A 23989-nucleotide genomic window follows, 5' to 3' on the forward strand; every position below is an offset into this window, starting at 1 on the left:
GGTCCGGGCCTCATTGATCTTCTCGTGCATTGATGACGAGGCTAACAAATGGTCGCAAGCCCGTAAAGCAATTGGAGTCGCGTAAACGCCGCATTTACCTAATTTTGCGACACGTTCAGTTGTTTCATATGCCAGGCCAAACTCTGGTTGCTTGACAGGACAGGCTTGCCGATCTGCGCCTCGATCCTTGGGATAGCCGTCAGTGTCCGAAGGTTCGTACAACTTAGGAATACGGCGTCGACTGTTGAATCTCTTCCCAGTCGCACGGCGGCATCGACCACGGAATCGGTTGAGATCCGCACAACTTTGGCTTCTTCGGATTCGCCGAAAGTGCCAAACACATCCATCGAGATGCCTTGTTCTGCAAACGCGCGTCGCAACGGAGTGTTTACTTCTTCAATGTAAGGCGACAGCAGCGCAAATTTTGAGACGCCCAAATGTCTCGCGCAGGCAGAGGCTGCCCGCAACGGGTTGGTGACGGTCGATGTATTACAGGACTGCATGACCATCTGCTTAACCCGATCCGAGCCGATAACCGAACTGGCTGACGTACATCCATAGCCAACAACTCGATAGGGCCGCGCCTTTGGCAGCAAATCAGCCGCTGCAGGCAAGTCGGTCTCCATCTGCGCCAGCGTGTCGGTGTTAACCTCGGTCCCGCTGGGAATGCGGCTGACATAAAGCGGGCTTTTGTCATCGATAAAAAGGCTACGAAACTCAGGTTCGATTGTCTCGTCAGTCTGTAAAACGATCAGCCCCATTGGTACGGCCGAGGGATCGTCAGGATCCAGTGTGTACGGCAACGTGCTCATATCTCGGCGATCTCTGGTCCGGTGCGGGGGCTGAGGAATTCGGGCGCGCCTTCGGTTACCAGGATGTTTTCTTCGTGCACGAGAATTTTGCCATCGACCGCAATACCCGGTTCAAGCGTCAAAACCATTCCCGGTTGCAGTTCAGTATGATCATCGGGAATAAGCGAAGGCCATTCGGTCAACGACATTCCTAACCCGTGGCCCAGTCTCCCGGCATCGGTACCCGCGCTGCCATCGGTAAGTATTCTGTTCATCGTATGAAAAAGCTGAGAAGCCGGCACGCCGGGACGGGCTTGATCAAACGCTGCATCCGAAGCCTCGACCAGTCTGGCATGTGCATCGCGTACCGCCTTGGTCGCTGGGCCGACGGACCAATTGCGATCATAGTCGCAAAAATAGCCATCGTGGACGAGGCCGGTGTCGAGCATAAGCACATCGCCTATACGAAGCGGGGTCTGTGTCGCGGGTGAGATTACATCCGAGTACCCGCCTTGCTCGGCCCCTCCGGCCAGATAGGGCACCCAGTCGGCACCTTCTTCAAGGCAGAGTCTCTGAAAGTTTCGAAACACCTGATCCAACGGTGTCCCTGCTGAGGCAATCTCGGGCACTCGTGCAAAGGCGTGGGCACCAATCTGACAGGCAGTTCGAATCTTTGCGATCTCGGCGTCAGATTTCACCATCCGCAGCGCCCGCAGGATGCCATGGTCACCCGTAATTTGGCGCGCTCCAATTGCGGATTCGAGATGCCTTAGATCGGCCAGTGGCATCCTTACATGGGTCTCATGCCCGTCGGGGCAGCCGATTGAGGCGTTTTCAGGCGTCAACTCTCTCAGTGTATCGGCCAGCAGGGATACCCCATCATCTTCAAGGTCGGGTGCACTCCAGGTTCGAATGTCGTCGATCCATGTCTGCGCCATCAATGCAGCACCGATGGATGGGATTACTGCAACCGGCTTGCCAGAAATCGGAACGATCAGAAACCAAGGCCGCGTTGGGCTTTCCCAGAAACGGGTCAGATAACCTGTGAAATAGCGAAGCTGGGGCTCAGTCGTAAGCAACAGGGCCGATAGCCCGGTTTCTTGCATCCGATGCTGGGCGCGCGCAACGCGGGTCGCGAATTCCTCTGGTGCGAAACCTCTCATGCAGGTTGCTCGCTCAAGATGCAGAGCACTTTGGAATTCGGTCCAATACCCAGTTCACTACGGATCGCGTCGTTCAGAACGGCCGCAATGCCAGCACCGCCCGAAGCGCTGGTTTCCAACCCGGCCTTCGCCATAGCCGGAAGCTGTGCTTCGACAGTGTCATCCTCGATTGTCACAAACAGATCGGCATCTCGGGCCAAGCCGTTCAAGGCGATCAGCGAGGGCTCTTTGCAATCCAGTCGCCCCATGATGCTGTCGGGCCCGTCAGCAAACACACAATGCCCCGCTTCGATACTGGCCTGCAGCGCCGGGGCAGAGGTTGGCTCGACAACGATGATCTGCGGAGCATCTCCCCAAACGACCCGCGCATAGGCAGCGACGGCTCCGGCCATGCCGCCAACACCGGCTTGCAGAAGAATGTGCGTTGGTGCCTCATTACATTGCTCGGCGGCTTCGACCGCCATTTGCAGATACCCTTCCATCAGCAAGTACGGTAGTTCAGTATACCCCTCCCAGGAACTGTCCGAGAGCAAAGTCCAGCCATTGTCCTGCGCCGCCTGACTGGCTGCTTCCATGCTGGCGGCGTAATCCGCACCCGCCCGGACCACTTGTGCGTTTTGAGCGCGCAGGCGATCTGCAAAGCTCTCTGGCACTGTTTCTGCGATGTAGACAACTGAATCAGCTCCGAAGGCGCGCGCGCCCGCGGCCATGCTCATCCCGTGATTGCCCGCGCTTGCCGTAACATAGGTGCGCCCTTTGAGCGTGTTACCATCTGGCGTTACCGAGATGTCATTTGCTTGGCAGGCGATCACATAAGCCGCACCCAGTGCTTTGAACGACCCCAGGCCCATGCGGCTCCGCTCATCTTTAACCCAAAGATTCGCAACGGGTGCCAGCGCCGATGCATCCGCAAGGGGCGTTTCGACAAAGTCAGGGCAGAAGAATCGATGCCGGCCCAACCCATCTGTCTCTACGGAGGGATAAGGGGCCTGATCCGAAAGCTTAGAACCACCTCGAAACGGGTTACTGACTAGTTTCATCGCTCGCTCCCTGATCTTGTGTTGCGCCGACGTGAACGAATTGGCCAAAGGCTGTCAAGCTCGGCCTTGATTCAGCAGGATTGTGTTGGTGTTCTGCATGCATCCCTGGATCTGATGAATGAGTATCTTTTCAATCGTTTTGGTTGGTTGTAAGTGTCTGCACACGACATCGGCGCGGTGAGACAAAACTTCGACGATGATGTGCGGGCGTGATGGAATGGTAGACATATCGGACTTAAAATCCGAAGGCCTTAGTGCCGTGTGGGTTCGAGTCCCACCGCCCGCACCAGTACCATCTCAGACAGGGAAACCCAGCTGGGTGATCAATTTCCAGATATCCCTGTTGGCATTCGAGAGCTGAGTGACAACATCCTCGATTTCTTTCATTGCTTTGTCGTCAACTGTGTCTTCACGACCAAGTTTGATGTCGGTCTTGCGATCAGCAATGCGCATCAGGATGGTCTTTGGATTTCCGCTTTCCTGATCGAAAGAATAGATGCAGTGATTGTACTTGTTTCGAATAGAGGACAGGCGCGACAACCGCTGGGTGTGTTCGAGAATCGGATCGCGGATTTCAGGGGGGCGACCCTCCATCTTGGCGAGACGTTCGACCAGATCGATACGGGCACGTGTGGTGTTAAGCGTCAGGAATATGATGACCGCAACATCTTTGTTGGCCCCGGTCAGACCTGCGATCAGGTGGATCAGCAGGCTTTCCGTGTTCGTCCACATATAGTTGAGCCGACCCACCAACAGAATGAGCCGGTCGAACCGGGTTTCGAATGCCTCATCCAACGGGCGCGTTGCGCGCTTCGTTCGGCGCGACCTCAAAGTAGAAATGCGCAGCTTCAGTCCGGTTGCTCACATCGATCTTGCCCGAGACATTGTGCATATGCAGTTTTACGGTGTGTTCGGTGATGCCCAGATTCGACGCAATGGTCTTGTTGCTCTTGCCTTGCGATACCAGCCTCAGGACTTGCTTTTCGCGGCGCGTCAGCTTTGAGTATCGCAACAGTTTGTCAGGCGACCGGGTTCTGGTTGCAGGCTGTTTTTCGATAGGTGTGCCTGGCGCACTTTGTGTTGCGTTCATGCTGTCGGCCAGAAAGCAGGGCAGGTGCAGCTCTTCGTGCATCAGAAGCCGCAATATTGCGCGCCAAACATCCGGCGCCACGTTCATTGGCAAATACCCGACACTGCCGAAACGGGTACGATCCCAGCGTTCGAACAGAACCCGGGCCGGACTTTTCTTGCGATAGGCGAAGGCCAGACATCCTATCTCGGCGAGCCGGGAATAATCAGCGGGCCGCGCCAACAGATCTTCGAGCATCATCTGATCCACGACAATGATGCGCTCGGAGGGAACTGAGTTCCCACTCTCAGCCAGCAGGTCGTCAAGGCTTTCATATCTTGATGCACGAACGCCAAATTCGCTTTGAACACTTCTCAGGGTTTGGTTCGAGTAGAACAATTCCTTGCCGATAAAAATGATCGACAGCTCTTCGGGATATTCAATCTGATCACGGGCGTCTTCTTGCAATGAAATATTCATTGATCTTCCCCCCACTAATACAAACGCCGCCCTCTGAAACTTTAAATCGGGCACAGAACTGGGTGGCGCGAAACATTAACTTTGAACTCAAATAGTACCTTATCATAGCTGAAAGTACGTGTTTCAGCAACCAAAGGCGGGTTCCGCAATACCGCGTACTAGAACCTTTGATCAGGTTTTTCGTATATAGTTTTAGCGTAACTTTATGAAATTTCAGGGTTAATAATCCTATATGTTTGAGCATGATTGTTTCTGAGGCAAATCTGGTGCGAAATACGCCAGATTTCGAAAAATATATATATTAAACAGCTAATTACGGAAAATAGCCCTTTCGGCCAGCTATGCACATCCCCTTATCGCTGCAACCATGCCCAAGCTTCAATTTGTGAAGTGATCTTAGACCTGACGTGCCTGCGGTCCGCGTATTTCTGCGAATTCTCCGTGGTCATGGAATCGGCTTAGCCGAGAAAGGGGGGCAAACCAAACAGAAGACCTTCACGGCCGCGCGAGTGTCCAGATTGACACGTTGCGCGCAAAGTCTGTTTCAAACCGCGCCTGTTACCGCTTTGTAGATGAATGGCGGTCTGGTGCTTCAGTAAAAGTGGAACTTATTATGGAACGCAGATTAGCTCCAATCACCGATGTCCAAGAAGTTATCGACGATCAGGATCCTGTTGTAGACGAACCGCAGCTGGAAGAAGAAGAGATGGCTGTTGAAGATTTGAACCAACAGCAACAGCAGCAGCAACAACAGCAGGGCGACGACAGCAACACCAACGGTGGTAACGACAGCAACACCAACGGTGGTAACGACAGCAACACCAATGGTGGTAACGACAGCAACACCAATGGTGGTAACGACAGCAACACCAATGGTGGTAACGACAGCAACTCACAGACCAATGGCGGTGACGACAGCAACACCAATACCGCGACCGTAGATATCGACTTCGGCGGCGGAGAGTGGATTCCGCGCGACGATGACAAAGTCGACGTTGATATTGAGGACGTCGAAGGTGATGTCGGCGACGTTATTACTGCCGGTGACGATGTAAATTACGATCCCGGCGACGACGTCAACATTGATATCTCGCAAGATGGTCCCGGAAATGATTTCGCGTCGATCAACCAGCAGTTTGCCAGCCTGGAAGACAATGACAGTTTGGGTACAGCAAGTGTCGAGAATTCAGGCGACTTCACACAAAGCGGTGACGCCAACGGCGGTGAAGCCTATGCTGAAGACGGTATCGACGTAAACAACGACGGTGGCTCCTCTGGCGATGGCGGCATGAGCTATGGTGGTGAAGCCTATGGCGACACCAATGGCAGCCATTCGCTGGCCTTTGGTGGTCATTCAGGAAATGCTGATAGCGCTGCGACAGGTGGAGATGGCGCATCTTCGGGTGATACCTATAACGCAAGCCTGGGTCTTGGTCATTCGAGTGCCAGCGCAGACGGTGACAGCACCGGCGGCGAAGGCGGCGCAGCAGACAGCGAGTCTAATGCCGACAACCACGGCGAAGCGAGTTCCGATAGTGACTCTACTGGTGGTAACGGTGGTAATGCCGGATCGATTGGCCTTGGTCTTGGTCTTGGTTTGTCCGGAGCGAACGCCGATGGCGATGCAGACGGTGGTGACAATACATCTGGGGCATTAGCTGCTGGCCTTGGTCTGGCAGGCACCGATGCTTCCAACGACGGTGCCGATGGTGGTGCTGGTGATGCCGATAACGATGGTTCGGCAGACAACTCTAGCGACGGAACCAACGAAGCCAACGAGTCTTCCTCTGGAGGCAATATTGGTTTGGGTCTGGCTGGCGCTGGCGCGATGGGCTGGAATGATGCCGATGGCGGTAGCGGTTCCGGCGGCGAAGGCTCCGGCGGCGAAGGCTCCGGTGGCGAAGGCTCCGGGGGCGCGGGCTCAGGCGGTGAAGGCTCAGGCGGTGAAGGCACTGGTGGCGAAGGCTCCGGTGGCAATGCCAATGGTGGCGACGGCACCGGCGGAGATTCCGGCTCGGTAGAAGAAGCCTTCCCATTCCCGGTACTCCTTGTGGAAGAGGAAGATCCTGACGGAGACGAAGAAGCTGCAGCAGCTGGTAACTCGAACGGTACCGGCGGAGACGGTGGTACTGGTGGTGCAGGTACCGGCGGTACGGGTACTGGCGGTACAGGTACTGGTGGTACGGGTACTGGAGGTACTGGTACTGGTGGCACAGGTACTGGCGGACCGGGTGCTGGCGGTACAGGAACCGGTGGTGCAGGCGGCGGCTACGTTGACACGGATGCGGATGCGCAAGGTGTTGGTGACCAAGATGCTGCCGGCCCTGTAATCACGCAGTCACCTGGTGATATCGATGGCTCTGCCGACAATGATCAGGACGTTGACGGTTCTGGTGGTAATGGTGGTACCAACACAAGTAATGGATCAGCAGACGCCAGCGGCGATGGAATGGCATCGGCCGAAGGTACTGGTGGCGCTGGCGGTACGGCCAACCCCGAGGCAAGCTCGGCCGGAAGCGGTGCTGGTTCAGCTGACGCAACCAACGAAGCCGGAAACGGCGGTGACTCTGAAGCATGGGCCGATTCAGCCAACGATGGTTATGCCGAAAGCCTTGCCGAAGCGATTGCGGGATACGGTGGAGATGCTTCGTCCGATAATGATGCGGACTCGATGGCTTCAGGTGATGCAACAGGTACTGCGATGTCAGGTGACGGCGGTGCCGGTGGTGCAGCGGCATCGACTGGCGGTACCAGCGGCGACGTCATGGGCTCGTCTACTGGTGGTGCAACCACAGGTGCAATGAACACCGGTGGTGAAGCATCCGGTGCATATTCGGGTGCCGGTGGTGCTGGCGGTAATGGCGGTACCTGGGGTTCGGATAATGGTGGCGATGGTATCGTCAACGGCGAGTCTTATGCATCCGCAGCAGCAGTCGTCGATACGAACGCGTTCAACCAATCGATCGTACAGGGTGCCAACGTGCTTGGTAACTCGGTCGATACGACCATGGTTGGCGGTTCGATGACCTCGACTTATTCGAGCGACGACACCGAGGTCTAAGACCAATTCGCGGGGGCCGCATTATCGGCCCCCGTTCAATGAAATCGCCGGGGCCGCGAAATGTGGCCTCGGCCCAGCAAATCCCGAACCGGAAATTTTAGTCGGCAAGGGGGTAAGGGATCATCGAAATGTCATTCGATAGTGTTACCGAAAAGATTGCACACTTTATTGGATCTTTTGATCTTACGATTGAAAAAGCCCGGTTGAGGGATCAGTACGAAGAGTTCACCGCCATGCGGCGCAAGGCGGAACTGGACGAACTGGAAGAACCCGCAAAGACCCGGATCAAGGCAGATCTTGAATTGGACCCAGGCAAATATGGTCCGCTTTCCTATCGGTTTGACACCCCCCCCGCCACTCCTGAACTTCCACCCCCAACCGACGGCCCTGAATTTGAAACGGTCGTTGTACTTGAACCACCACTCTCAGACGGTCCGCCGTTACCCGAAGCGACAACCGGCCTAGGTGCAACGTTTGTGATCGAGCAGCAGCTGGAGATTGTGACAGAGCTTATCGGGTCTGCTGTGACCTACACGTTCCAGACGATTTTCCTACGCGACAATGACGTTGTCGGCGAGGGAGATTTCCGCGATGTCGATCAGTTGATCGCATTGGCCGAGGCGGCTGCGCAGGTCGCAGCATCGATGCACGCGTTTGCCGTGCCCTCGTTCTCGATCTCGGACTACTTGTCGGTTGAATACGTCGAGTCTTTGGCCGAAGCGATGTTGGCCCCGATCAATGTCGAAGTTGAAGGCGCGGTTGTTTATCAGTTCCACGGCGAAGACGCGATGGGCGTGATCGTCAATGGTGAGTATGTGGACGAAGCCCCGGAATGGGAAGATCTTCTGCCTGCGCATCATAGACCGGACGAGGAAGAGGACGACGAAACACCCGATATGATGCCCGCAGAATGGGCTCAGGACGAGGAAGACGAATTTGCCGAAGGTCACACGGTGATCGCAGGCGGCAACCTTGCGATCAACGAGATGAACGCAACTGTGGCCTGGGTCGATGCGCCTTATATTGCGGTCGGTGGAAAAGCAATCGAACTGGCCATGGTGAGCCAGGTCGCCGTTGTATCTGACACAGACAAGGGCACGAATGGCGGCTCGGGCACCAATGTGGTGCACTCGTCGACGATCGAGGTCGAAGGCAACTCAGCCCCTTGGCTTAAGACAGGTTCAAGTGAAGACGATGCCCCGGCATATGTGCATGTTGATTGGATTACGACCGACCTGATCGTTGCTAATTTTGTCAAGCAGGACATCGACGCAACGGATATCGATCATATTGATACCGAGATTAACGCGACGACCACGCTGTACGCATTGGGCGACAACGAGTTGATTGATGTCACCAATATTCTTCAACTTGGCAGTTATTATGACCTGATCATGATCGAAGGTGACATGATATCGGTCGATGCGTTTGTCCAGACGCACGTATTATTGGATGACGATGTGGTGATGGGCGGATTGCCCGGACCCATCGATGGATCGGACGAGAACCTGGTTATGAACGAGGTTTCTCTCAAGAAAGAAGGCGAAGATACGTATCAGGCGATGCACGACTCCATGGCCGACGCCATGACCATGGGCGAGGACGACATGGCAGCGCTGGAAGAGGCGCTAATGAACGATCCGATGTTTGCTGGCATGGAGCAGATGCGGGTCCTCAAGATCGATGGATCGCTGGTTCAGGTCAACGTGGCCGAGCAATCGACGATGCTTGCCGATCAGGATGACGTATATCTGAATGGTCCCCACGCGGACGAGACCGAGGTTCTGGCAGGCAGCAATGCGATGCTGAACGCCGCCAATGTAACCAAGGCCGGCGTGGATTCGGTTGTTATGGCTCAGGATGGGGCATTTTCTGACCTGCTACTGCATCAGGCAAGCCTGCTTGACATGCCCACGAATGAGGACATCGCCGAGATGACCAACGAGGCAATCGCCGCCATCATGGAAGAGGCGGGTATGCCAGGTCACGACAATGGCATTGGGCCTAACGGTAACGATCTCACGCCAAGCGAAATGGCGAATTCCTCCGATGGCCTGCAGACCATGCTGGCCTAATATTTCCTGATTTACGAGTGACCGGAAGGTTAGTTTATGTCGATCGTTTTTTCGTCGCGCCGCACCCGTTTTGCAAGTCCATTGGACCGGCACGGAGGCGGAGGCCCATTGACCCTGGAACCCCGAAATCGGGTAGCAAAACCAAATGAAAGTAAACTTGCAAAAACAGCGTCCCGCCTGCGTTTGACAAGTGATATGCAACTGGCGGAACCCGAAACCAAACCAGAGACCCCGGAAGCAAGTGACACCCCGGTTGCCGGGCCCGCGAAACGATCGCGGCAATCAGAAGCGCCTCAGGCGACGACACAACCGGATAATCCGGGGCAGACCCAGGCAGAGCAGTTGGATCAAACATCACAACCGCGCGCTGGTTCTCCCCTTCGGCGCGCGTCGTCGCGGCCCGCGCAAGATAAGGATCCTGCGGGTGGCGACACTGGGGTGGCCGATACCGAAGCCCCCGATTGTGAAACCGCCGACCAATCGACTGCACGCATGACCCCCTCTGCGCCGTCGGATGGTAAAGACCGCATGGGCACCACGATCGAGGCCAAGGCCAACCAACCCTTGCTGCGCCCGGGGACGGGTGGTGGCGATGGCAAGGGGCCACCCCAAACATTCCACAAACGCACGCCGCCTGAAGATTTCCAGAAGACGCTGCGTACCTCACTGCGCGCGATTTGGCGCAATCTGGCTTTCGTGCTGGTACTGACCTGCGCGACCAACGTCCTGATCCTAGCGATCCCGATCTACCTGTTTCAGATCAGTGACCGGGTTCTGACTAGTCGCTCGCTGGATACGTTGATCATGCTGACGGCAATCGTTGCCGGAGCAGTCATTTTTCAAGCCGCATTTGATGCCGTTCGTCGGTTCATGCTGATGCGTACAGCGGTCGAGGTCGCCGCCCGTCTTGGGGCCCCGGTTCTTAGCGCTGCGGCCCATGCCTCGCTGCACGGCAACGGACGCGAATATCAGACACTTGGGGATCTGCAACAGGTGCGGGGCTTTCTGGTCTCGGGCACTCTGATCTCATTTCTGGATGTACCATTTGCACCGCTGTTCATCCTGATGATCTTTCTGGTGCATCCGCAACTTGGGATGATTGTGGTGACGACGGCCGTGATTCTGATGATCATCGCGCTGATCAACCAGAAAATGACCGCCAAGCCCTTTGCCAAGGCCAATCAGGCGCAATCAATGGCGAACCAGCATCTGGATTCAATGTCGCGCAACAGTCAGATCATCAACGCTTTGGCGATGATCCCCGAGGCAGTGCGCATCTGGGGGCGTGACACCGCACAATCGTTGACATGGCAGGTCAAGGCGCAGGATCGTAACGTGATCTTCGCGGCCATTTCACGTGCCGTCCGTCTTTTGACGCAGATCGGCATTCTGGGCTGGGGCGCATTTCTTGCGCTGCAGGGCGAAATTACAGGCGGTATGGTCATCGCCGCCTCGATCATCGCGGGGCGGGCTTTCGCGCCGATCGAAGGATCAATCGAGGGTTGGAATACCTTCCTGCTTACGCGCGGCGCTTTTGGGCGGATCAAGGCTCTGCTGTCGAACTCGGCCCTGCAATATGAAAAACTGCGCCTACCACGGCCTGAGGGGCGGTTGGATGTCGAACGCCTGCTATATGTCCCAGGCGGCACCAAGCGGGTGGTTCTGAACGGGATTACCTTTGCGCTGAACCCAGGTGAAACTCTGGCGATCATCGGGAATTCAGGCGCAGGCAAAACGACACTTGGTAAAACGCTGGTGGGTTCGATCCTGCCGACCTCGGGCAGTGTGCGGCTGGACCTGATGGATATCCGCAACTGGGATCCCCGCCAGTTTGGCGAAAATATTGGCTATCTGCCGCAAGACGTACAGCTATTCCCCGGCAGCATCAAAGACAATATTGGCCGGATGCGTGCCGATGCCACGGATGAGCAGATCCACGATGCTGCCGTTTTGGCCGACGTGCACAATATGATCGCAACGCTGCCGCAGGGGTATGAGACTGTTGTGGCCGCCGACGGCTCACCTCTCTCAGGTGGCCAGAAGCAGCGTATTGCTTTGGCGCGTGCCTTCTTCGGCAACCCGCGTTTGGTTGTTCTGGATGAGCCGAATTCGAACCTCGACGTGGCAGGTGACAAGGCGCTTGCGCGCGCAATTCAGCAAGCAAAGGAAAGCAAGATCACCGTTGTAGTGATTACGCAAAAGCCGACTCTGTTGAATGTTGTCGACAAGATCATGCTGCTGACCGATGGGCGCGTGGCGCTGTTCGGGCAGCGCGAACAGGTGCTGGAACAGCTCAACGGGCCGCGCCAGCAACCGCCCGAAATACAGGGCAAGGGGGATTAAGCGATGAACGACGTGGCACGCACCGATGAAGGCGGTCTTTGGTACTCTGAAGTTCCGCGCTCGATCACCAAATTCATCGTGATTGGCTTTATCATGCTTATTGTCTGTTTTGGCGGCTTTGGCGTCTGGTCCTTCCGTGCACCTCTGGCCGCTGCAGTCATCGCGCAAGGCAGCTTTGTCGCGACCGGTCGCAACAAGATCGTGCAGCATTTGGAAGGCGGTATCATCGAGAACATACTGGTCTCGGAAGGTGAATCTGTTCAAGCCGGACAGATCATGATGACTTTGGATCAGACCTCGGCCGAGGCGAGTGAACGCGAATTGTTCATTCGCAAACTTCGCCTTCAGGCCATGACCGAACGGTTGCTGGCTGAGCATAGCGAACAGGAAACCCTCGTGTTTTCGCCCGGATTGATCGAAGCATCGGACGACGTCGAGGTCATGACGATCCTCGACAATCAGAAACTCAGCTTTGATGTATCGCGCAAGACACTGCTGAACGATATTGCTTTGCTGCAGCGCAACATGGAGGCGTTGAAAATTCGTGCGTCAGGATTTGAAGCACAATTGGTCAGCATGGAAAGGCGATCAGAGATTCTCGAGGAAGAATACGAGACCAAATATTCGTTGTTTGAAAAAGGATTAGTGCGCAAAGGTGATCTGAATACGATCCGCCGGGTGCAGGCCGAAGCCGAAGGTCAACTGGCGCGTCTGCGCGCTGAAACGGCTGAGGTAAACCAGATGCTGCTGAAGTATGAAGAGCAGATTCTGCGCACCCGCTCAGCCTACCGCGAGGCTGCGCTGGACGAGTTGGGCGTGATTGAAGCCGATCTTGAAAGTGTGCGTGAAAAAGCCCGTCAGGCCCGTAGCGTTCTGGCCCGTGCCGTTGTGCGTGCACCGGTGACAGGCACGGTGGTGCGACTTCATCACCACACGCCGGGCGGGGTGATCGAAACTGGCGAACAGATTGCTGAGATTCTGCCCGCCGATGCGCCATTGATCATCGAAGCGCAGATCCCGCGTACCGAGATCGACAGCGTGGTCACCGGGCAGATCGCGACGGTGCGCCTAGTCGCGCTCAATCAACGGACAACCCCAGTGCTTGAGGGCGAGGTCTATTACGTCTCGGCTGACTCGCTTGTCGAGGATTCTGCCGGTATGCCGCAAGAGGTCTATCTGGCGCGCATTTCTCTGACCACGGAAGAGATGGGTCGCGTGCGGGGCTTCGTGCCGACACCCGGAATGCCCGCCGAGATCATGATCCAGACCGAGGAACGCACCTTTGCGGCCTATATCGCCAAGCCGGTGGTTGACAGTATGTCGCGTGCTTTCCGCGAACATTAAGGGTCTGAACGTCTACACCTTCAATTTTCTGCATGTTAGCCTTTCACGGATTCATTTCCTGGAGGGGCGCAAATGCCATTGACGGTCAAAGACATGATGCAAGCTGCAAACGCGGTGGTTGAGCGTATCGACGCCAGCCGGGCCAAAGAACTGATCGGGCAGGGTGCCTTGTTGTTGGATATTCGCGATGCGCCTGAACTGGAAAGGACAGGGCGCGCGGTCGGTGCGCATCATATCCCGCGCGGTATGCTGGAGTTTCGGGCCGACCCCGAGTTGCCTTCCCATGATGCAGAACTGCGCAGGGATCGGGTGATCATCCTGCATTGTGCGTCTGGCGGAAGGGCAGCGCTGGCTGGAAAACTGCTTAAGGAAATGGGATATTTACACGTCTACAATCTGGGTGGCTTTGCGGATTGGGTGAATGGCGGTGGTGAGGCGACCGGGCCCATGGATCGCGGGATGTAGCTACATATCTGACCCAAATCAAAGTCACACATATTCCGTTGCTGTAATGTAAAGGCCAGAAGCTTAAACACAGGATACTGGCCATGATACGCCTAGCAGCCACGCTTTATTCTTTGATCGCCACAGCCATCGCGGGTTCTGCCGTGATTGCGGTCCTAGCGGTTGGAATGGTGACCTGGATGGCCATCGTTTCCGCCGCAGCAGCAGGGGCGGTTGTTGCCGCGCCGGTGTCGTGGCTGGTGGCAAAACGCCTGTATCAAGGCGCTTGATTAAGCGTTCAAGAAGGTCCTGACTGCAGCTTCGAATTCGCGGGGTTTCTCGGCATGCAGCCAGTGCCCCGCACCGGGAATTTTGGCGAAGCGAGCTGCAGGAAACAGGGTGCGAATCTGCTCTCGGTATTCGGGCTGCACATAATCTGATGCTGCGCCGGACAGGAACAGAGCGGGGCCGTCCCAATGGGTCGAAATCTCGGGGAAGCCCATGATCTTTGGCATTTCGCTGGCCAGTACATCTAGGTTCAGCCGCCAGCGGCTTCCCTCAACATCCAAAGACTGCGTAAAAAAGCTCTGCAGCGCCTTTTCGACGCCCAGATCGGCCAGCTGTGCTTCGGCATCTGAACGACGCTGAACGCGGGACATATCGACCGCCCGCATTGCCTCGATGAATTGAATCTGGCTGTGGCTGTATGCCACTGGTGCGATGTCTGCGACGACCAACTTGCGCACCAGATCGCCATATTCCAGCGCCAGCACCATCGAAGCTTTTCCACCCATGGAATGCCCGACGATATCGGCGATGCCGCCAACGCTGTCGATGACCTTTGCCAGATCATGCGCCAAATCTGGGTAGCCATGCTGAGCATCCCAAAAGCTGTAGGCGTGATTGCGCATATCGACGGCAATCACCTGTCTTTCGTCCGACAGTCGCCGCGCAATGACTCCCCAATTGCGCGCCGAACCATAGAGGCCATGCGCTATCAGCAGGGGCGGATGATCAGTCGGGTCGCCATGGATGATCGTATTCAGCATGCTTCTGTGATACGCGTCACCGCGCGGAACAACCAGCCCCATTGTCGCCGGTGTGACGCGCGGCTACATTGTCCCGTCAGGAGGCGCCAATGACGCAGGAAATCGATATCCAGACCCGGATCGCAGAGACCATTCGGTTGCTGCGTAAAAAGCTTGGCGTGAAAGACAAGACCCTGATTGCCTCGGTCCGTCGCGCGAAGCGGCGTTTGCCGCGCAAGGTCTATAAACAGGCCTTGGTTCTGGCAGAGGCCGAGCAGATGGCCGAGCATCCCAAACTGCGGATGGTTTTGGATATGCCCCGGCTCGAAAAAGCGTCGGACGAGGTGCAAGGCCACCTGAACGCGATCAATCTGGCAGATCGACGTTGGGGATGGTTCCTGAGCTTTCTTGGCTCGCTTGCGTTGGGCCTGATCGTGTTGGCGGCGTTGGCTGTATTCGTACTACGATGGCGCGGGTATATCTGAACGCTGCTGGCCTCAAAGAAAAACGGCGCCGATCAGGGCGCCGTTTTCTGTTTTAAGTCCGTATCGGATCAGAGATTCGGATAAAGCGGGTAGCGCGCGCAAAGTTCGGCGACTTCGGCTTTGACTTTGGCTTCGACCGCACCGTTTCCGTCTTCGCCATTTGCGGCCAGACCGTCGACCACTTCGATGATCCAGTCTGCGATTTGGCGGAACTCGGCCTCACCAAAACCGCGGGTGGTTCCGGCAGGCGAGCCCAGACGGATACCGCTGGTGATCGTCGGCTTTTCGGGGTCGAACGGCACACCGTTCTTGTTGCAGGTGATATGTGCCCGGCCCAAAGCTTTCTCGGTTGCGTTGCCTTTAACACCTTTGGGGCGCAGGTCGACAAGAACCACATGGGTATCGGTGCCGTGGGTCACAGTGTCCAGGCCACCCTTGATCAGCTGATCTGAAAGGGCTTGCGCATTCACAACGACCTGCTTGATATAGTCCTTGAACTCAGGACGCAGTGCCTCGCCAAAGGCAACGGCCTTGCCAGCAATCACATGCATCAGCGGACCACCCTGAATGCCCGGGAAGATCGCCGAGTTTACCTTTTTGGCAATCGCTTCATCATTGGTCAGGATCATGCCGCCGCGCGGGCCGCGCAGGGTTTTATGCGTGGTGGTGGTGGCCACATGCGCATGCGGGAAGGGCGAAGGGTGCGCGCCTGCGGCAACCAGACCGGCGATATGGGCCATATCCACATGCAGATAGGCGCCGACCATATCGGCGATTTCACGCATGCGGGCAAAATCGATGACGCGCGGGATGGCCGAGCCTCCGGCGATGATCAGCTTGGGGTTATGTTCCTTTGCCAGCGCTTCGATCTGATCATAGTCGATCAGGTTGTCCTGCTTGCGCACGCCATAATGTACCGCGTTGAACCACTTGCCTGACTGGTTCGGCGCCGCACCATGGGTCAGGTGACCACCTGCATCCAGCGACATTCCCAGAATGGTGTCACCGGGCTTGATCAGCGCCTGAAATACACCTTGGTTCGCCTGCGATCCCGAATTCGGTTGGACGTTGGCAAACTCACACCCAAACAACTGCTTGGCACGGTCGATAGCCAGGTTCTCGGCAATGTCGACGAACTGACAACCGCCATAGTACCGGCGGCCCGGATAACCTTCGGCATATTTGTTGGTCATGACCGAGCCCTGCGCCTCCATCACGGCGGCAGAGACGATGTTCTCCGAGGCGATCAGTTCGATCTCGTCGCGCTGGCGGCCCAATTCAGATGTGATCGAGCCGAACAGCTCGGGGTCACGATCCGCGAGGGACTGGGTGAAAAATCCGTTGTCACGAAGATTGGCGTTCATGTGCGCTCCGCATGGCTGGGGTGTATCTGGCGGATTTCCTATCGGAAACGACGTGTGTCAGAAAGGTTGTAAAGCGACGAAATGGCCCTCTATGGCGTCAACTCTGGCCTATTGCGGAAAGGTATGTTTGTTTCGGAACCAAATGTGCAGCACTGGAAACTATAAAACATGACAAAGAGAATCGCCTTTCTGGCCAGCGATGCCAAGGTTGCGCAGACCGCCCGGGATGCGCTTGTGGCGCGCTACGGAAATGCAGCGCCGAGAGACGCAGATGTTGTGGTGGCGCTGGGTGGTGATGGCTTCATGCTTCAGACGCTGCAGGGCGTCCAGCATTTGGACAAGCCGGTTTATGGAATGAATCGCGGTACCATCGGGTTTCTGATGAACGAATATGCCGAAGTTGATCTGATGGCCCGGCTAGCAGAGGCAGAGGAAGAAGTCATCAATCCATTGGCGATGACTGCAATGGACCAGGCGGGCCAAAAGCACCAAGCACTTGCAATCAACGAGATTTCGCTGCTTCGTGCGGGGCCGCAGGCAGCGCGGTTGCGGATCAGCGTTGATGGGCGGGTACGCATGGCCGAACTCGTGTGTGATGGTGCATTGCTTGCCACGCCGGCGGGTTCAACCGCATATAACTATTCCGCTCACGGACCCATTGTACCCATTGGCGCGGACGTTCTGGCATTGACGCCAATCGCCGCGTTTCGCCCCCGGCGGTGGCGTGGCGCCTTGCTGCCGAAAGTTGCGAAAGTCAGATTCGATGTGATCGAGGCTGACAAACGCCCGGTTATCGTTGCGGCCGATTCCATATCGTTTCCGGATATCGATTGGGTCGAGATCAGGTCTGAGATTGCGATCCAGCATCGTATTCTATTTGACCCTGGCCACGGCCTGGAAGAACGATTGATCTCCGAACAATTTACTTAAATCTCAGCGTGTTGATCATTTTTCCACCGCTTGTGTGAACCAGTTCACATGCAACGCGATAAGGGTTTGTTAACTTCAAGTTGCCCGGAGAACACGCCGAGGTGGAAGTGAGTGGCCATCTAAAGGTGTTTTCGAATGGTTGCGCAGTTTTCGCGCTGGCGAGGGTGGGTGGTGCTACGCTCGTCATCTTAATCCGGGCATATTTTAGTATGCGGACCCCGGGACAAAATCCCGGGGTCTATTTCATTTGTGAGGCCTGAGTGACGATGTCTCAGGTTTGCGCGCTCATTCGATCCCACAGAATCGGAGCCATCTGCCCCACACGCGCTTCGATCGCGACCGCTGCATCCACCGCCATATCCTCACGCCAGCGTCGAGCAGCAATCTGAACATTGATCGGTTGCGGCCCATTCGGCAATTCGGCCAAGCGTGCGGGAACGCTGGCGGCGGGCAGCCCGAGGAAATTCATCGCATAAGAATAGACCGCGCATCCTAACACCTCATGAACGCCTTCCGCACCTTCGGTATCGCGATCAGGTCTGAAGAACGGTTGCGGCAGGAATGGAGACAGGACCAAAGGATATTTCTGCATGAATAGCGACCATTGGCGCGCAAAATGGCTGCGTTGCGCCAACGCCTGAATCAGTTCGTCGCCTACGATCGGAGGAAACTCCTGAAAATAAACCTCGAAAATATCACGGATGGTTTGAGACCCGACTGCCTCGATATCGTTTTTCATCAACGTCAGCACTTCACCCATCAGCGCGCGATAGCCGATGCGCCCACATTCGAACACATCCGGCGGATCAATGTCTTCAACTATATATCCGGCATCTACCAGCGCCTCCCGAGCGGTACTTAGCGCTTTGTCCACTTCGGGGTGCAAAGCGTATTCGAACGAATTTTTGGTGAACGCAACTTTGATTGGGGTGTCCGGCCCCGCGCCGCGCCAAGGCATTGGCACATGGAAGGGGTCGCGGGCGTCCGGGGCGATCAGGCTGGGCATCGAAAGGTGCAGGTCCTTTGCGCTTCTTGTGAGCAAGCCCTGTACCGACATCGATTGTGCCAGCATCCCGCGTTCCACCTTCTGGCTGGGGTTCCAGGCCGGTACGCGGCCCAGCCCCGGTTTCACTGTAACCGCACCATTGGCCGCTGCCGGAAAGCGCAGACTGCCTCCGATATCGTTGCCATGAGCCAGGGCACCGATGCCCGCCATGACCGCAGCCCCCGCGCCCCCGGACGACCCACCGGGCGAGATATGGCGGCCCCAAGGATTGTGCGTGCGCCCATGAAGTGGATTATCCGTGTCAGCGCGGAACGAGAATTCGGGCGTATTGGTCCGCCCGATGACAATGGCCCCCGCCTTATGCAAGTTTGAAACCACCGGTGCGTCATCAGGGGCAATGACATCCTTCAAGGCAACCACACCATTTGTGGTGGCATGGTTCTTCTGGTCGACATTCACTTTGATGGTCACGGGTACCCCGTGCAGCGGTCCAACCGAGGCACCATTGCGGCGCGCCTGATCAAGCGCAGATGCACGCTCTAACGCTTCTGTGCCCAGATCGTCCACGACAGCATTCAGCGAGGGATTTACCTGATGCATCCGCTCCAATGCATCACTGATCACCTCTTCTGCGCTCAACTCGCCAGCTTGGGTCAGCGCAGCCAATTCTGTTGCATCAAAACGCCAGATATCGCCCTGTGTCATGCTCGTCCTCCTCACCTCAAACTGAGGTGAGGAGGACCCAATGACAAGCCCCGCAATCGCAAAACGGATCCAACCTTCATCTGGCCAAGAATATCTCGGAGCGCGAGGCAGAGCCTCGCACACGCGCGACAGCGCAAATCGGTTGCGCCGTAAGGCGCTCCGCTTGATCGTACCGTGAAATTACTGCGCGTAGCCGATAGTTTGCAGGGCCACCGTGATCTCGTCCAGAATTGCTGGGTCATCGATTGTGGCAGGCATTTTATACGCCTTGCCATCCGCGATCGACACCATCGTACCACGCAGGATCTTGCCCGAGCGTGTCTTGGGCAGACGATCCACCACTACGGCTTTCTTGAACGCAGCGACTGGGCCGATTTTGTCACGAACCATCTGGACCACATCGGTTACCACCTCCGCGTGATTCCGGTCGGAACCGGCATTCAGGCACAGGAAACCGACAGGCATCTGGCCTTTCAGTTGATCAGATACCCCAATCACAGCGCATTCTGCCACATCGGGGTGAGCGGCCAACACCTCTTCCATCCCGCCCGTCGAAAGTCGGTGCCCGGCGACGTTGATCACGTCATCGGTACGGGCCATGATATAGAGATACCCATCTTCGTCGATCATGCCCGCATCACCGGTTTCGTAATAGCCGGGAAAATGCTCAAGGTAGGATTTTCTGAAGCGCGCCTCAGCATTCCACAGGTTTGGCAATGTGCCTGGCGGAAGCGGAAGCTTGACTGCGATCGCGCCCAACTCGCCCGGTCTCATAGGATGGCCGCCTTCGTCCAGAATCTGAACGTCATAGCCCGGCATAGGCTTGGCAGGTGATCCCAGCTTGACCGGAAGCTCTTCGATTCCGAGCGGGTTGCCAGCGATGGTCCAGCCAGTTTCGGTTTGCCACCAATGGTCGATGACCGGAACTTTCAGCGCATCCTGCGCCCAGATGATCGTATCTGGGTCAGCCCTCTCTCCTGCAAGATACAGAGCCTTAAGGCAGGATAGATCGTAATTCGCCATCAATTCTGCGCTTGGGTCTTCGCGTTTTACGGCACGAATGGCGGTTGGGGCGGTGAAGAAGCTTTTGACCTTGTGTTCGGATATCACGCGCCAGAAAGTTCCGGCGTCAGGTGTTCCGACGGGCTTGCCCTCAAAAACAATCGTCGTGTTGCCGTGGATCAGCGGGGCATAACAGATATAGGAATGGCCAACGACCCAGCCGACATCCGAAGCCGCCCAGAACACATCTCCCGGATCGACATTGTAGATGTTTTTCATCGTCCAGTTCAGTGCGACCAGATGGCCGGCAGTCGGGCGCACGACGCCTTTGGGCGCACCAGTGGTGCCGGATGTATAGAGGATATAGGCTGGATCATTGCCGCTGACTGGTACACATTCTGCGGGCTCCGTACCGTATTGGAAACCGTGCCAGTTGACGTCGCGCCCCTCGATTAGTTGTGCGACTTCCTGCTCGCGCTGGAATATTACGCAAAACTCGGGTTTGTGGGTGGCCAGATCGATCGCGCCATCCAGCAGAGGTTTGTAGTGCACAACGCGTCCCGGCTCCATCCCGCATGAGGCAGCGATGATCGCCTTGGGTTTCGCATCGTCGATACGTACGGCCAGTTCGTTGCTGGCAAAGCCGCCGAATACCACTGAATGCACTGCTCCTAGCCGGGCGCAAGCCAGCATTGCCTCCAGCGCTTCGGGGATCATAGGCATGTAGATGATGACGCGGTCACCTTTCTCAATACCTTTTGCACGGAGCGCGCCAGCCAGATTAGCAACCCGATTGCGTAACTCGACGTATGAGATTTCGCGTTTGGTATGAGTAATGGGGCTGTCATAGATGATCGCGGTTTGCTCACCACGACCATTTTCCACATGGCGATCAACTGCGTTCCAGCACGTATTTACCTTGGCATCACTGAACCATTCGTAAAGAGGCGCATTGTCGTCAAACAGAGCTTTGCTGGGCGCTTGAACCCAATCGATCCCCTTGGCTGCATCCATCCAGAATGCTTCGGGGTCGTTCTTCCAGCTCTCGTAGACGTCCTGATATGCCATGATGGCCTCCTCCCAAATTCCTTGAGCTATGTGTTAGGCATCGTGGATGTTTCGAGCAAGCGATGCGCATAACGGCGCGTCAGTTTATCGCAAAATCTTTGCAGAACCTTGCAGATTGGCTTGCAAATTTTTGCAAATCTTCTGATCTGAGCAGACTTCTGAGTGTCATATGTAAGGATTTGCAAATCTGCAAATTTATTGCTGCAAATGTTCTGGCGCTAACAGAATCAAACCGGGCACCTAATCTGGTGCCCGGTCATGTATACGTAATGATATAGGCGCTGGGCTTATCCGTAGTGCGCGACTGGCGTACCTGCGATGGCCGCCATGTTCAGCAGTCCCCTGGCCGTAATCGAGGGCGTTACGATATGCGCCTTGTTTCCCATTCCCATGAGGATTGGACCTACCTCAAGCCCGTCCGCTTTCATCTTCAGGATATTGCGCACACCGCTTGCCGCATCCGCATGGGCGAAGATCAGGACATTTGCAGAGCCTTCCAAACGCGAGTTCGGGAAGATACGTGCACGCAATTCAGGATCCAAAGCCAGATCAAGGTTCATCTCGCCTTCATAGCTGAAGTCGCGTGGCTCGGAATCGAGAATCTCAAGCGCAGCCCGCAGCCGCTTGCCTGATCCCTCGGCCTGATTGCCGAATTGCGATTGCGAACAAAATGCGATCTTGGGTTCCAACCCGAACCGCCGCACGTGACGAGCAGCTCCAATGGTGGATTCGGCAAGTTCTTCTGGTGTCGGCAATTGTCTTACATGCGTGTCTGCAATGAACAGAGGGCCATCTTCCAGAATCATCAGCGAAAGCGCGCCATGCGGGCGCAAATCGCCATCATCCAGAACCTGTTCGACATAGTTAAGATGCCAGCGATACTCACCAAAAGTGCCACAGATCATGCTGTCCGCCTCGCCGCGATGCACCATGATTGCTGCAATGGCGGTGTTGTTGGTGCGCATGATGGCCTTGGCCAGATCCGGAGTGACCCCCCGACGCTGCATTATTTGATGGTACGAATTCCAATAATCGTAGTAACGGGGATCGTCCTGAGGGTTCACGATTTGAAAATCCTGCCCCGGTCGTACTGTCAGGCCTAGCCTTTCGCAACGTGCGCTGATCACGTCCGGTCGCCCGATCAGGATCGGGGTTTCCGTGGTTTCTTCCAATATCGCTTGCGCAGCCCTTAAAACACGCTCGTCCTCCCCTTCTGCGAAGACAATTCTACGCGATGCGACGGCTGCGGCTTCGAACACTGGCCGCATCAACAGTGCAGATTTGAACACGGTTTGGTTCAGGCGCTCTTTATAGGCTTCGAGGTCATCAATGGGTCGTTTTGCGACCCCGCTCTTCATAGCAGCCTGTGCAACCGATGACGAAACGACCCCCACTAGGCGCGGGTCAAAGGGTTTTGGGATCAGGTAATCTGGACCAAAAGTCAGCTGCTCACCCTTATAGGCCGCCGCGGCTTCGGCGCTGGTCGTCGCGCGGGCCATGTCGGCGATGCCGTCGACGCAGGCGATCTGCATCTCGTCGTTGATTTCAGTCGCACCTACGTCCAGGGCACCTCGGAAGATAAACGGGAAGCACAACACGTTGTTCACTTGGTTCGGAAAGTCGCTGCGACCGGTCGCAATGATCGCGTCAGGGGCAACTTCGCGCGCCGCCTGTGGCAGGATTTCCGGAGTGGGGTTGGCCAGCGCAAAGATGATCGGGGTTTTGGCCATCTTCTCGACCATCTCAGGCTTGAGCACATTTGGTCCGCTCAGCCCCAGAAACAGATCGGCACCTCCGATCACATCATCCAGAGTGCGCAGATCGGTTTTCTGCGCAAACTGATCCTTGTGCGGGTTCATATCCTCGGCGCGACCTTCATAGACCAACCCGTGAATGTCGCAGAGCCAGATATTCTCGCGTTTGACGCCGAGCTTCACCAACATGCTGAGGCAGGCGATCCCGGCAGCACCGCCGCCGGTCGAAACTACTTTGATATCCTCGAAGCTCTTTCCTGCCACATACAGGGCGTTCTTAGCTGCGGCACCAACAACGATTGCCGTGCCGTGCTGATCGTCATGAAACACCGGGATGTTCATCCGTTCCCGGCACAGTTTTTCGACAATAAAACAATCCGGTGCCTTGATATCTTCAAGGTTGATCGCGCCAAAGGTAGGTTCCAGGGCGCAGACGATATCTGCCAGCTTTTCTGGGTCAGGCTGATCCACCTCGATATCAAAGCAATCGATGCCTGCGAACTTTTTGAACAAGACGGCCTTGCCTTCCATCACCGGTTTCGAGGCCAATGCGCCTATATTCCCAAGGCCTAGAACTGCGGTGCCGTTTGACACAACCGCAACAAGATTGCCGCGGGCCGTGTATTTCTCAGCATTGGCGGCGTTGTCCTTTATCTCAAGACTGGCTTCGGCGACGCCTGGCGAATATGCCCGCGCAAGGTCCCGACCATTTGCCATTGGTTTGGTTGCCTTGATCTCAAGCTTTCCGGGCTTTGGATACGCATGATAGTCAAGCGCGGCCTGTCTCAGGTTCGGTGTGTCAGACATCGGTAATACAACTCCGTTCCAATATTCGTT

The 23989-nt window shown here is 56.1% G+C and carries 18 protein-coding genes and 1 tRNA gene; 9 read left to right on the plus strand and 10 right to left on the minus strand.

Annotated elements, in window-relative coordinates; genetic code table 11:
* Positions 1 to 98 precede the first annotated feature (98 nt).
* The 3 genes from ACR0CZ_RS07740 to ACR0CZ_RS07750 are packed head-to-tail and all read right to left on the minus strand — an operon-like array spanning position 99 to position 2994.
* Positions 99 to 812, minus strand: a complete 714-nt coding sequence (locus tag ACR0CZ_RS07740) for an aspartate racemase/maleate isomerase family protein (protein WP_170465072.1) — start codon at positions 810 to 812, stop codon at positions 99 to 101.
* Entirely contained in the window at positions 809 to 1954 is a 1146-nt protein-coding gene (locus ACR0CZ_RS07745) for a M24 family metallopeptidase (RefSeq protein WP_170391992.1), read from the minus strand. Before ACR0CZ_RS07745 ends, ACR0CZ_RS07740 begins: the two co-directional genes overlap by 4 nt.
* Complete coding sequence (locus ACR0CZ_RS07750) at positions 1951 to 2994, minus strand: pyridoxal-phosphate dependent enzyme (protein ID WP_170391990.1); 1044 nt, start codon at positions 2992 to 2994, stop codon at positions 1951 to 1953. Before ACR0CZ_RS07750 ends, ACR0CZ_RS07745 begins: the two co-directional genes overlap by 4 nt.
* 203 nt (positions 2995 to 3197) lie before the next feature.
* On the opposite strand from ACR0CZ_RS07750, the gene ACR0CZ_RS07755 reads away from it, so the two are divergent.
* Positions 3198 to 3283 (plus strand) — tRNA-Leu (locus tag ACR0CZ_RS07755).
* 8 nt (positions 3284 to 3291) lie between these two features.
* On the opposite strand, the gene ACR0CZ_RS07760 is transcribed toward ACR0CZ_RS07755, so the two are convergent.
* Both ACR0CZ_RS07760 and ACR0CZ_RS07765 read right to left on the minus strand, forming a co-directional pair.
* Complete coding sequence (locus ACR0CZ_RS07760) at positions 3292 to 3789, minus strand: hypothetical protein (RefSeq protein ID WP_170391988.1); 498 nt, start codon at positions 3787 to 3789, stop codon at positions 3292 to 3294.
* Positions 3782 to 4543: a helix-turn-helix transcriptional regulator gene (locus tag ACR0CZ_RS07765; protein WP_480537010.1), complete on the minus strand. Its 762-nt coding sequence runs from the start codon at positions 4541 to 4543 to the stop codon at positions 3782 to 3784. The genes ACR0CZ_RS07760 and ACR0CZ_RS07765 overlap by 8 nt, the downstream gene beginning before the upstream one ends.
* Positions 4544 to 5156: 613 nt before the next feature.
* On the opposite strand from ACR0CZ_RS07765, the gene ACR0CZ_RS07770 reads away from it, so the two are divergent.
* The 6 genes from ACR0CZ_RS07770 (at position 5157) to ACR0CZ_RS07795 (ending at position 14100) form a co-directional block, all read left to right on the plus strand.
* A complete protein-coding gene (locus ACR0CZ_RS07770; protein WP_480537009.1) occupies positions 5157 to 7604 on the plus strand; it encodes a beta strand repeat-containing protein in 2448 nt (815 codons plus the stop codon).
* Between the two features lie 128 nt (positions 7605 to 7732).
* Positions 7733 to 9679, plus strand: a complete 1947-nt coding sequence (locus ACR0CZ_RS07775) for a type I secretion protein (RefSeq protein WP_170464947.1) — start codon at positions 7733 to 7735, stop codon at positions 9677 to 9679.
* Between the two features lie 36 nt (positions 9680 to 9715).
* The gene (locus ACR0CZ_RS07780) at positions 9716 to 12022 is read left to right on the plus strand and encodes a type I secretion system permease/ATPase (protein ID WP_170391971.1); all 2307 of its coding nucleotides are present in this window, start codon (positions 9716 to 9718) and stop codon (positions 12020 to 12022) included.
* 3 nt (positions 12023 to 12025) lie between these two features.
* A complete protein-coding gene (locus ACR0CZ_RS07785; RefSeq protein ID WP_170391969.1) occupies positions 12026 to 13366 on the plus strand; it encodes an HlyD family type I secretion periplasmic adaptor subunit in 1341 nt (446 codons plus the stop codon).
* A 72-nt stretch (positions 13367 to 13438) separates the two neighbouring features.
* Entirely contained in the window at positions 13439 to 13831 is a 393-nt protein-coding gene (locus ACR0CZ_RS07790) for a rhodanese-like domain-containing protein (protein WP_170391967.1), read from the plus strand.
* Positions 13832 to 13914: 83 nt separating this feature from the next.
* Positions 13915 to 14100, plus strand: coding sequence for a hypothetical protein (locus ACR0CZ_RS07795; protein ID WP_170391965.1), 186 nt, complete (start codon positions 13915 to 13917; stop codon positions 14098 to 14100).
* On the opposite strand, the gene ACR0CZ_RS07800 is transcribed toward ACR0CZ_RS07795, so the two are convergent.
* Positions 14101 to 14859 (minus strand): alpha/beta fold hydrolase, encoded by a 759-nt coding sequence (locus tag ACR0CZ_RS07800; RefSeq protein WP_170391963.1) that lies wholly within the window; start codon positions 14857 to 14859, stop codon positions 14101 to 14103.
* 89 nt (positions 14860 to 14948) lie between these two features.
* Here ACR0CZ_RS07800 and ACR0CZ_RS07805 point away from each other — a divergent pair, with 89 nt between their 5' ends.
* The gene (locus ACR0CZ_RS07805; RefSeq protein WP_170391953.1) at positions 14949 to 15323 is read left to right on the plus strand and encodes a hypothetical protein; all 375 of its coding nucleotides are present in this window, start codon (positions 14949 to 14951) and stop codon (positions 15321 to 15323) included.
* 68 nt (positions 15324 to 15391) lie between these two features.
* Here the strand turns inward: ACR0CZ_RS07805 and glyA are convergent, their stop codons facing one another.
* Positions 15392 to 16687 carry a serine hydroxymethyltransferase gene (gene glyA / locus ACR0CZ_RS07810; protein ID WP_170391950.1) on the minus strand — a complete coding sequence of 432 codons (1296 nt, stop codon included), beginning with the start codon at positions 16685 to 16687 and terminating at the stop codon, positions 15392 to 15394.
* A gap of 168 nt (positions 16688 to 16855) precedes the next feature.
* Here glyA and ACR0CZ_RS07815 point away from each other — a divergent pair, with 168 nt between their 5' ends.
* A complete protein-coding gene (locus ACR0CZ_RS07815; protein WP_170391948.1) occupies positions 16856 to 17617 on the plus strand; it encodes an NAD kinase in 762 nt (253 codons plus the stop codon).
* Between the two features lie 271 nt (positions 17618 to 17888).
* On the opposite strand, the gene ACR0CZ_RS07820 is transcribed toward ACR0CZ_RS07815, so the two are convergent.
* The 3 genes from ACR0CZ_RS07820 to ACR0CZ_RS07830 form a co-directional block, all read right to left on the minus strand.
* Positions 17889 to 19328, minus strand: a complete 1440-nt coding sequence (locus ACR0CZ_RS07820) for an amidase family protein (RefSeq protein WP_170391946.1) — start codon at positions 19326 to 19328, stop codon at positions 17889 to 17891.
* A gap of 180 nt (positions 19329 to 19508) precedes the next feature.
* Positions 19509 to 21398, minus strand: a complete 1890-nt coding sequence (gene prpE, locus ACR0CZ_RS07825; protein WP_170391944.1) for a propionate-CoA ligase PrpE — start codon at positions 21396 to 21398, stop codon at positions 19509 to 19511.
* Between the two features lie 287 nt (positions 21399 to 21685).
* Positions 21686 to 23959, minus strand: a complete 2274-nt coding sequence (locus ACR0CZ_RS07830; RefSeq protein WP_170391942.1) for an NADP-dependent malic enzyme — start codon at positions 23957 to 23959, stop codon at positions 21686 to 21688.
* Positions 23960 to 23989 lie beyond the last annotated feature (30 nt).

The organism is Ruegeria sp. H9, assembly GCF_056532915.1.

Coding starts and splice junctions, on each gene's coding strand:
- ACR0CZ_RS07740 (WP_170465072.1), bottom strand. CDS start 812: ATGAGCACGTTGCCGTACACACTGGATCCTGACGATCCCTCGGCCGTA.
- ACR0CZ_RS07745 (WP_170391992.1), bottom strand. CDS start 1,954: ATGAGAGGTTTCGCACCAGAGGAATTCGCGACCCGCGTTGCGCGCGCC.
- ACR0CZ_RS07750 (WP_170391990.1), bottom strand. CDS start 2,994: ATGAAACTAGTCAGTAACCCGTTTCGAGGTGGTTCTAAGCTTTCGGAT.
- ACR0CZ_RS07765 (WP_480537010.1), bottom strand. CDS start 4,543: ATGAATATTTCATTGCAAGAAGACGCCCGTGATCAGATTGAATATCCC.
- ACR0CZ_RS07770 (WP_480537009.1), top strand. CDS start 5,157: ATGGAACGCAGATTAGCTCCAATCACCGATGTCCAAGAAGTTATCGAC.
- ACR0CZ_RS07775 (WP_170464947.1), top strand. CDS start 7,733: ATGTCATTCGATAGTGTTACCGAAAAGATTGCACACTTTATTGGATCT.
- ACR0CZ_RS07780 (WP_170391971.1), top strand. CDS start 9,716: ATGTCGATCGTTTTTTCGTCGCGCCGCACCCGTTTTGCAAGTCCATTG.
- ACR0CZ_RS07785 (WP_170391969.1), top strand. CDS start 12,026: ATGAACGACGTGGCACGCACCGATGAAGGCGGTCTTTGGTACTCTGAA.
- ACR0CZ_RS07790 (WP_170391967.1), top strand. CDS start 13,439: ATGCCATTGACGGTCAAAGACATGATGCAAGCTGCAAACGCGGTGGTT.
- ACR0CZ_RS07795 (WP_170391965.1), top strand. CDS start 13,915: ATGATACGCCTAGCAGCCACGCTTTATTCTTTGATCGCCACAGCCATC.
- ACR0CZ_RS07800 (WP_170391963.1), bottom strand. CDS start 14,859: ATGCTGAATACGATCATCCATGGCGACCCGACTGATCATCCGCCCCTG.
- ACR0CZ_RS07805 (WP_170391953.1), top strand. CDS start 14,949: ATGACGCAGGAAATCGATATCCAGACCCGGATCGCAGAGACCATTCGG.
- glyA (WP_170391950.1), bottom strand. CDS start 16,687: ATGAACGCCAATCTTCGTGACAACGGATTTTTCACCCAGTCCCTCGCG.
- ACR0CZ_RS07815 (WP_170391948.1), top strand. CDS start 16,856: ATGACAAAGAGAATCGCCTTTCTGGCCAGCGATGCCAAGGTTGCGCAG.
- ACR0CZ_RS07820 (WP_170391946.1), bottom strand. CDS start 19,328: ATGACACAGGGCGATATCTGGCGTTTTGATGCAACAGAATTGGCTGCG.
- prpE (WP_170391944.1), bottom strand. CDS start 21,398: ATGGCATATCAGGACGTCTACGAGAGCTGGAAGAACGACCCCGAAGCA.
- ACR0CZ_RS07830 (WP_170391942.1), bottom strand. CDS start 23,959: ATGTCTGACACACCGAACCTGAGACAGGCCGCGCTTGACTATCATGCG.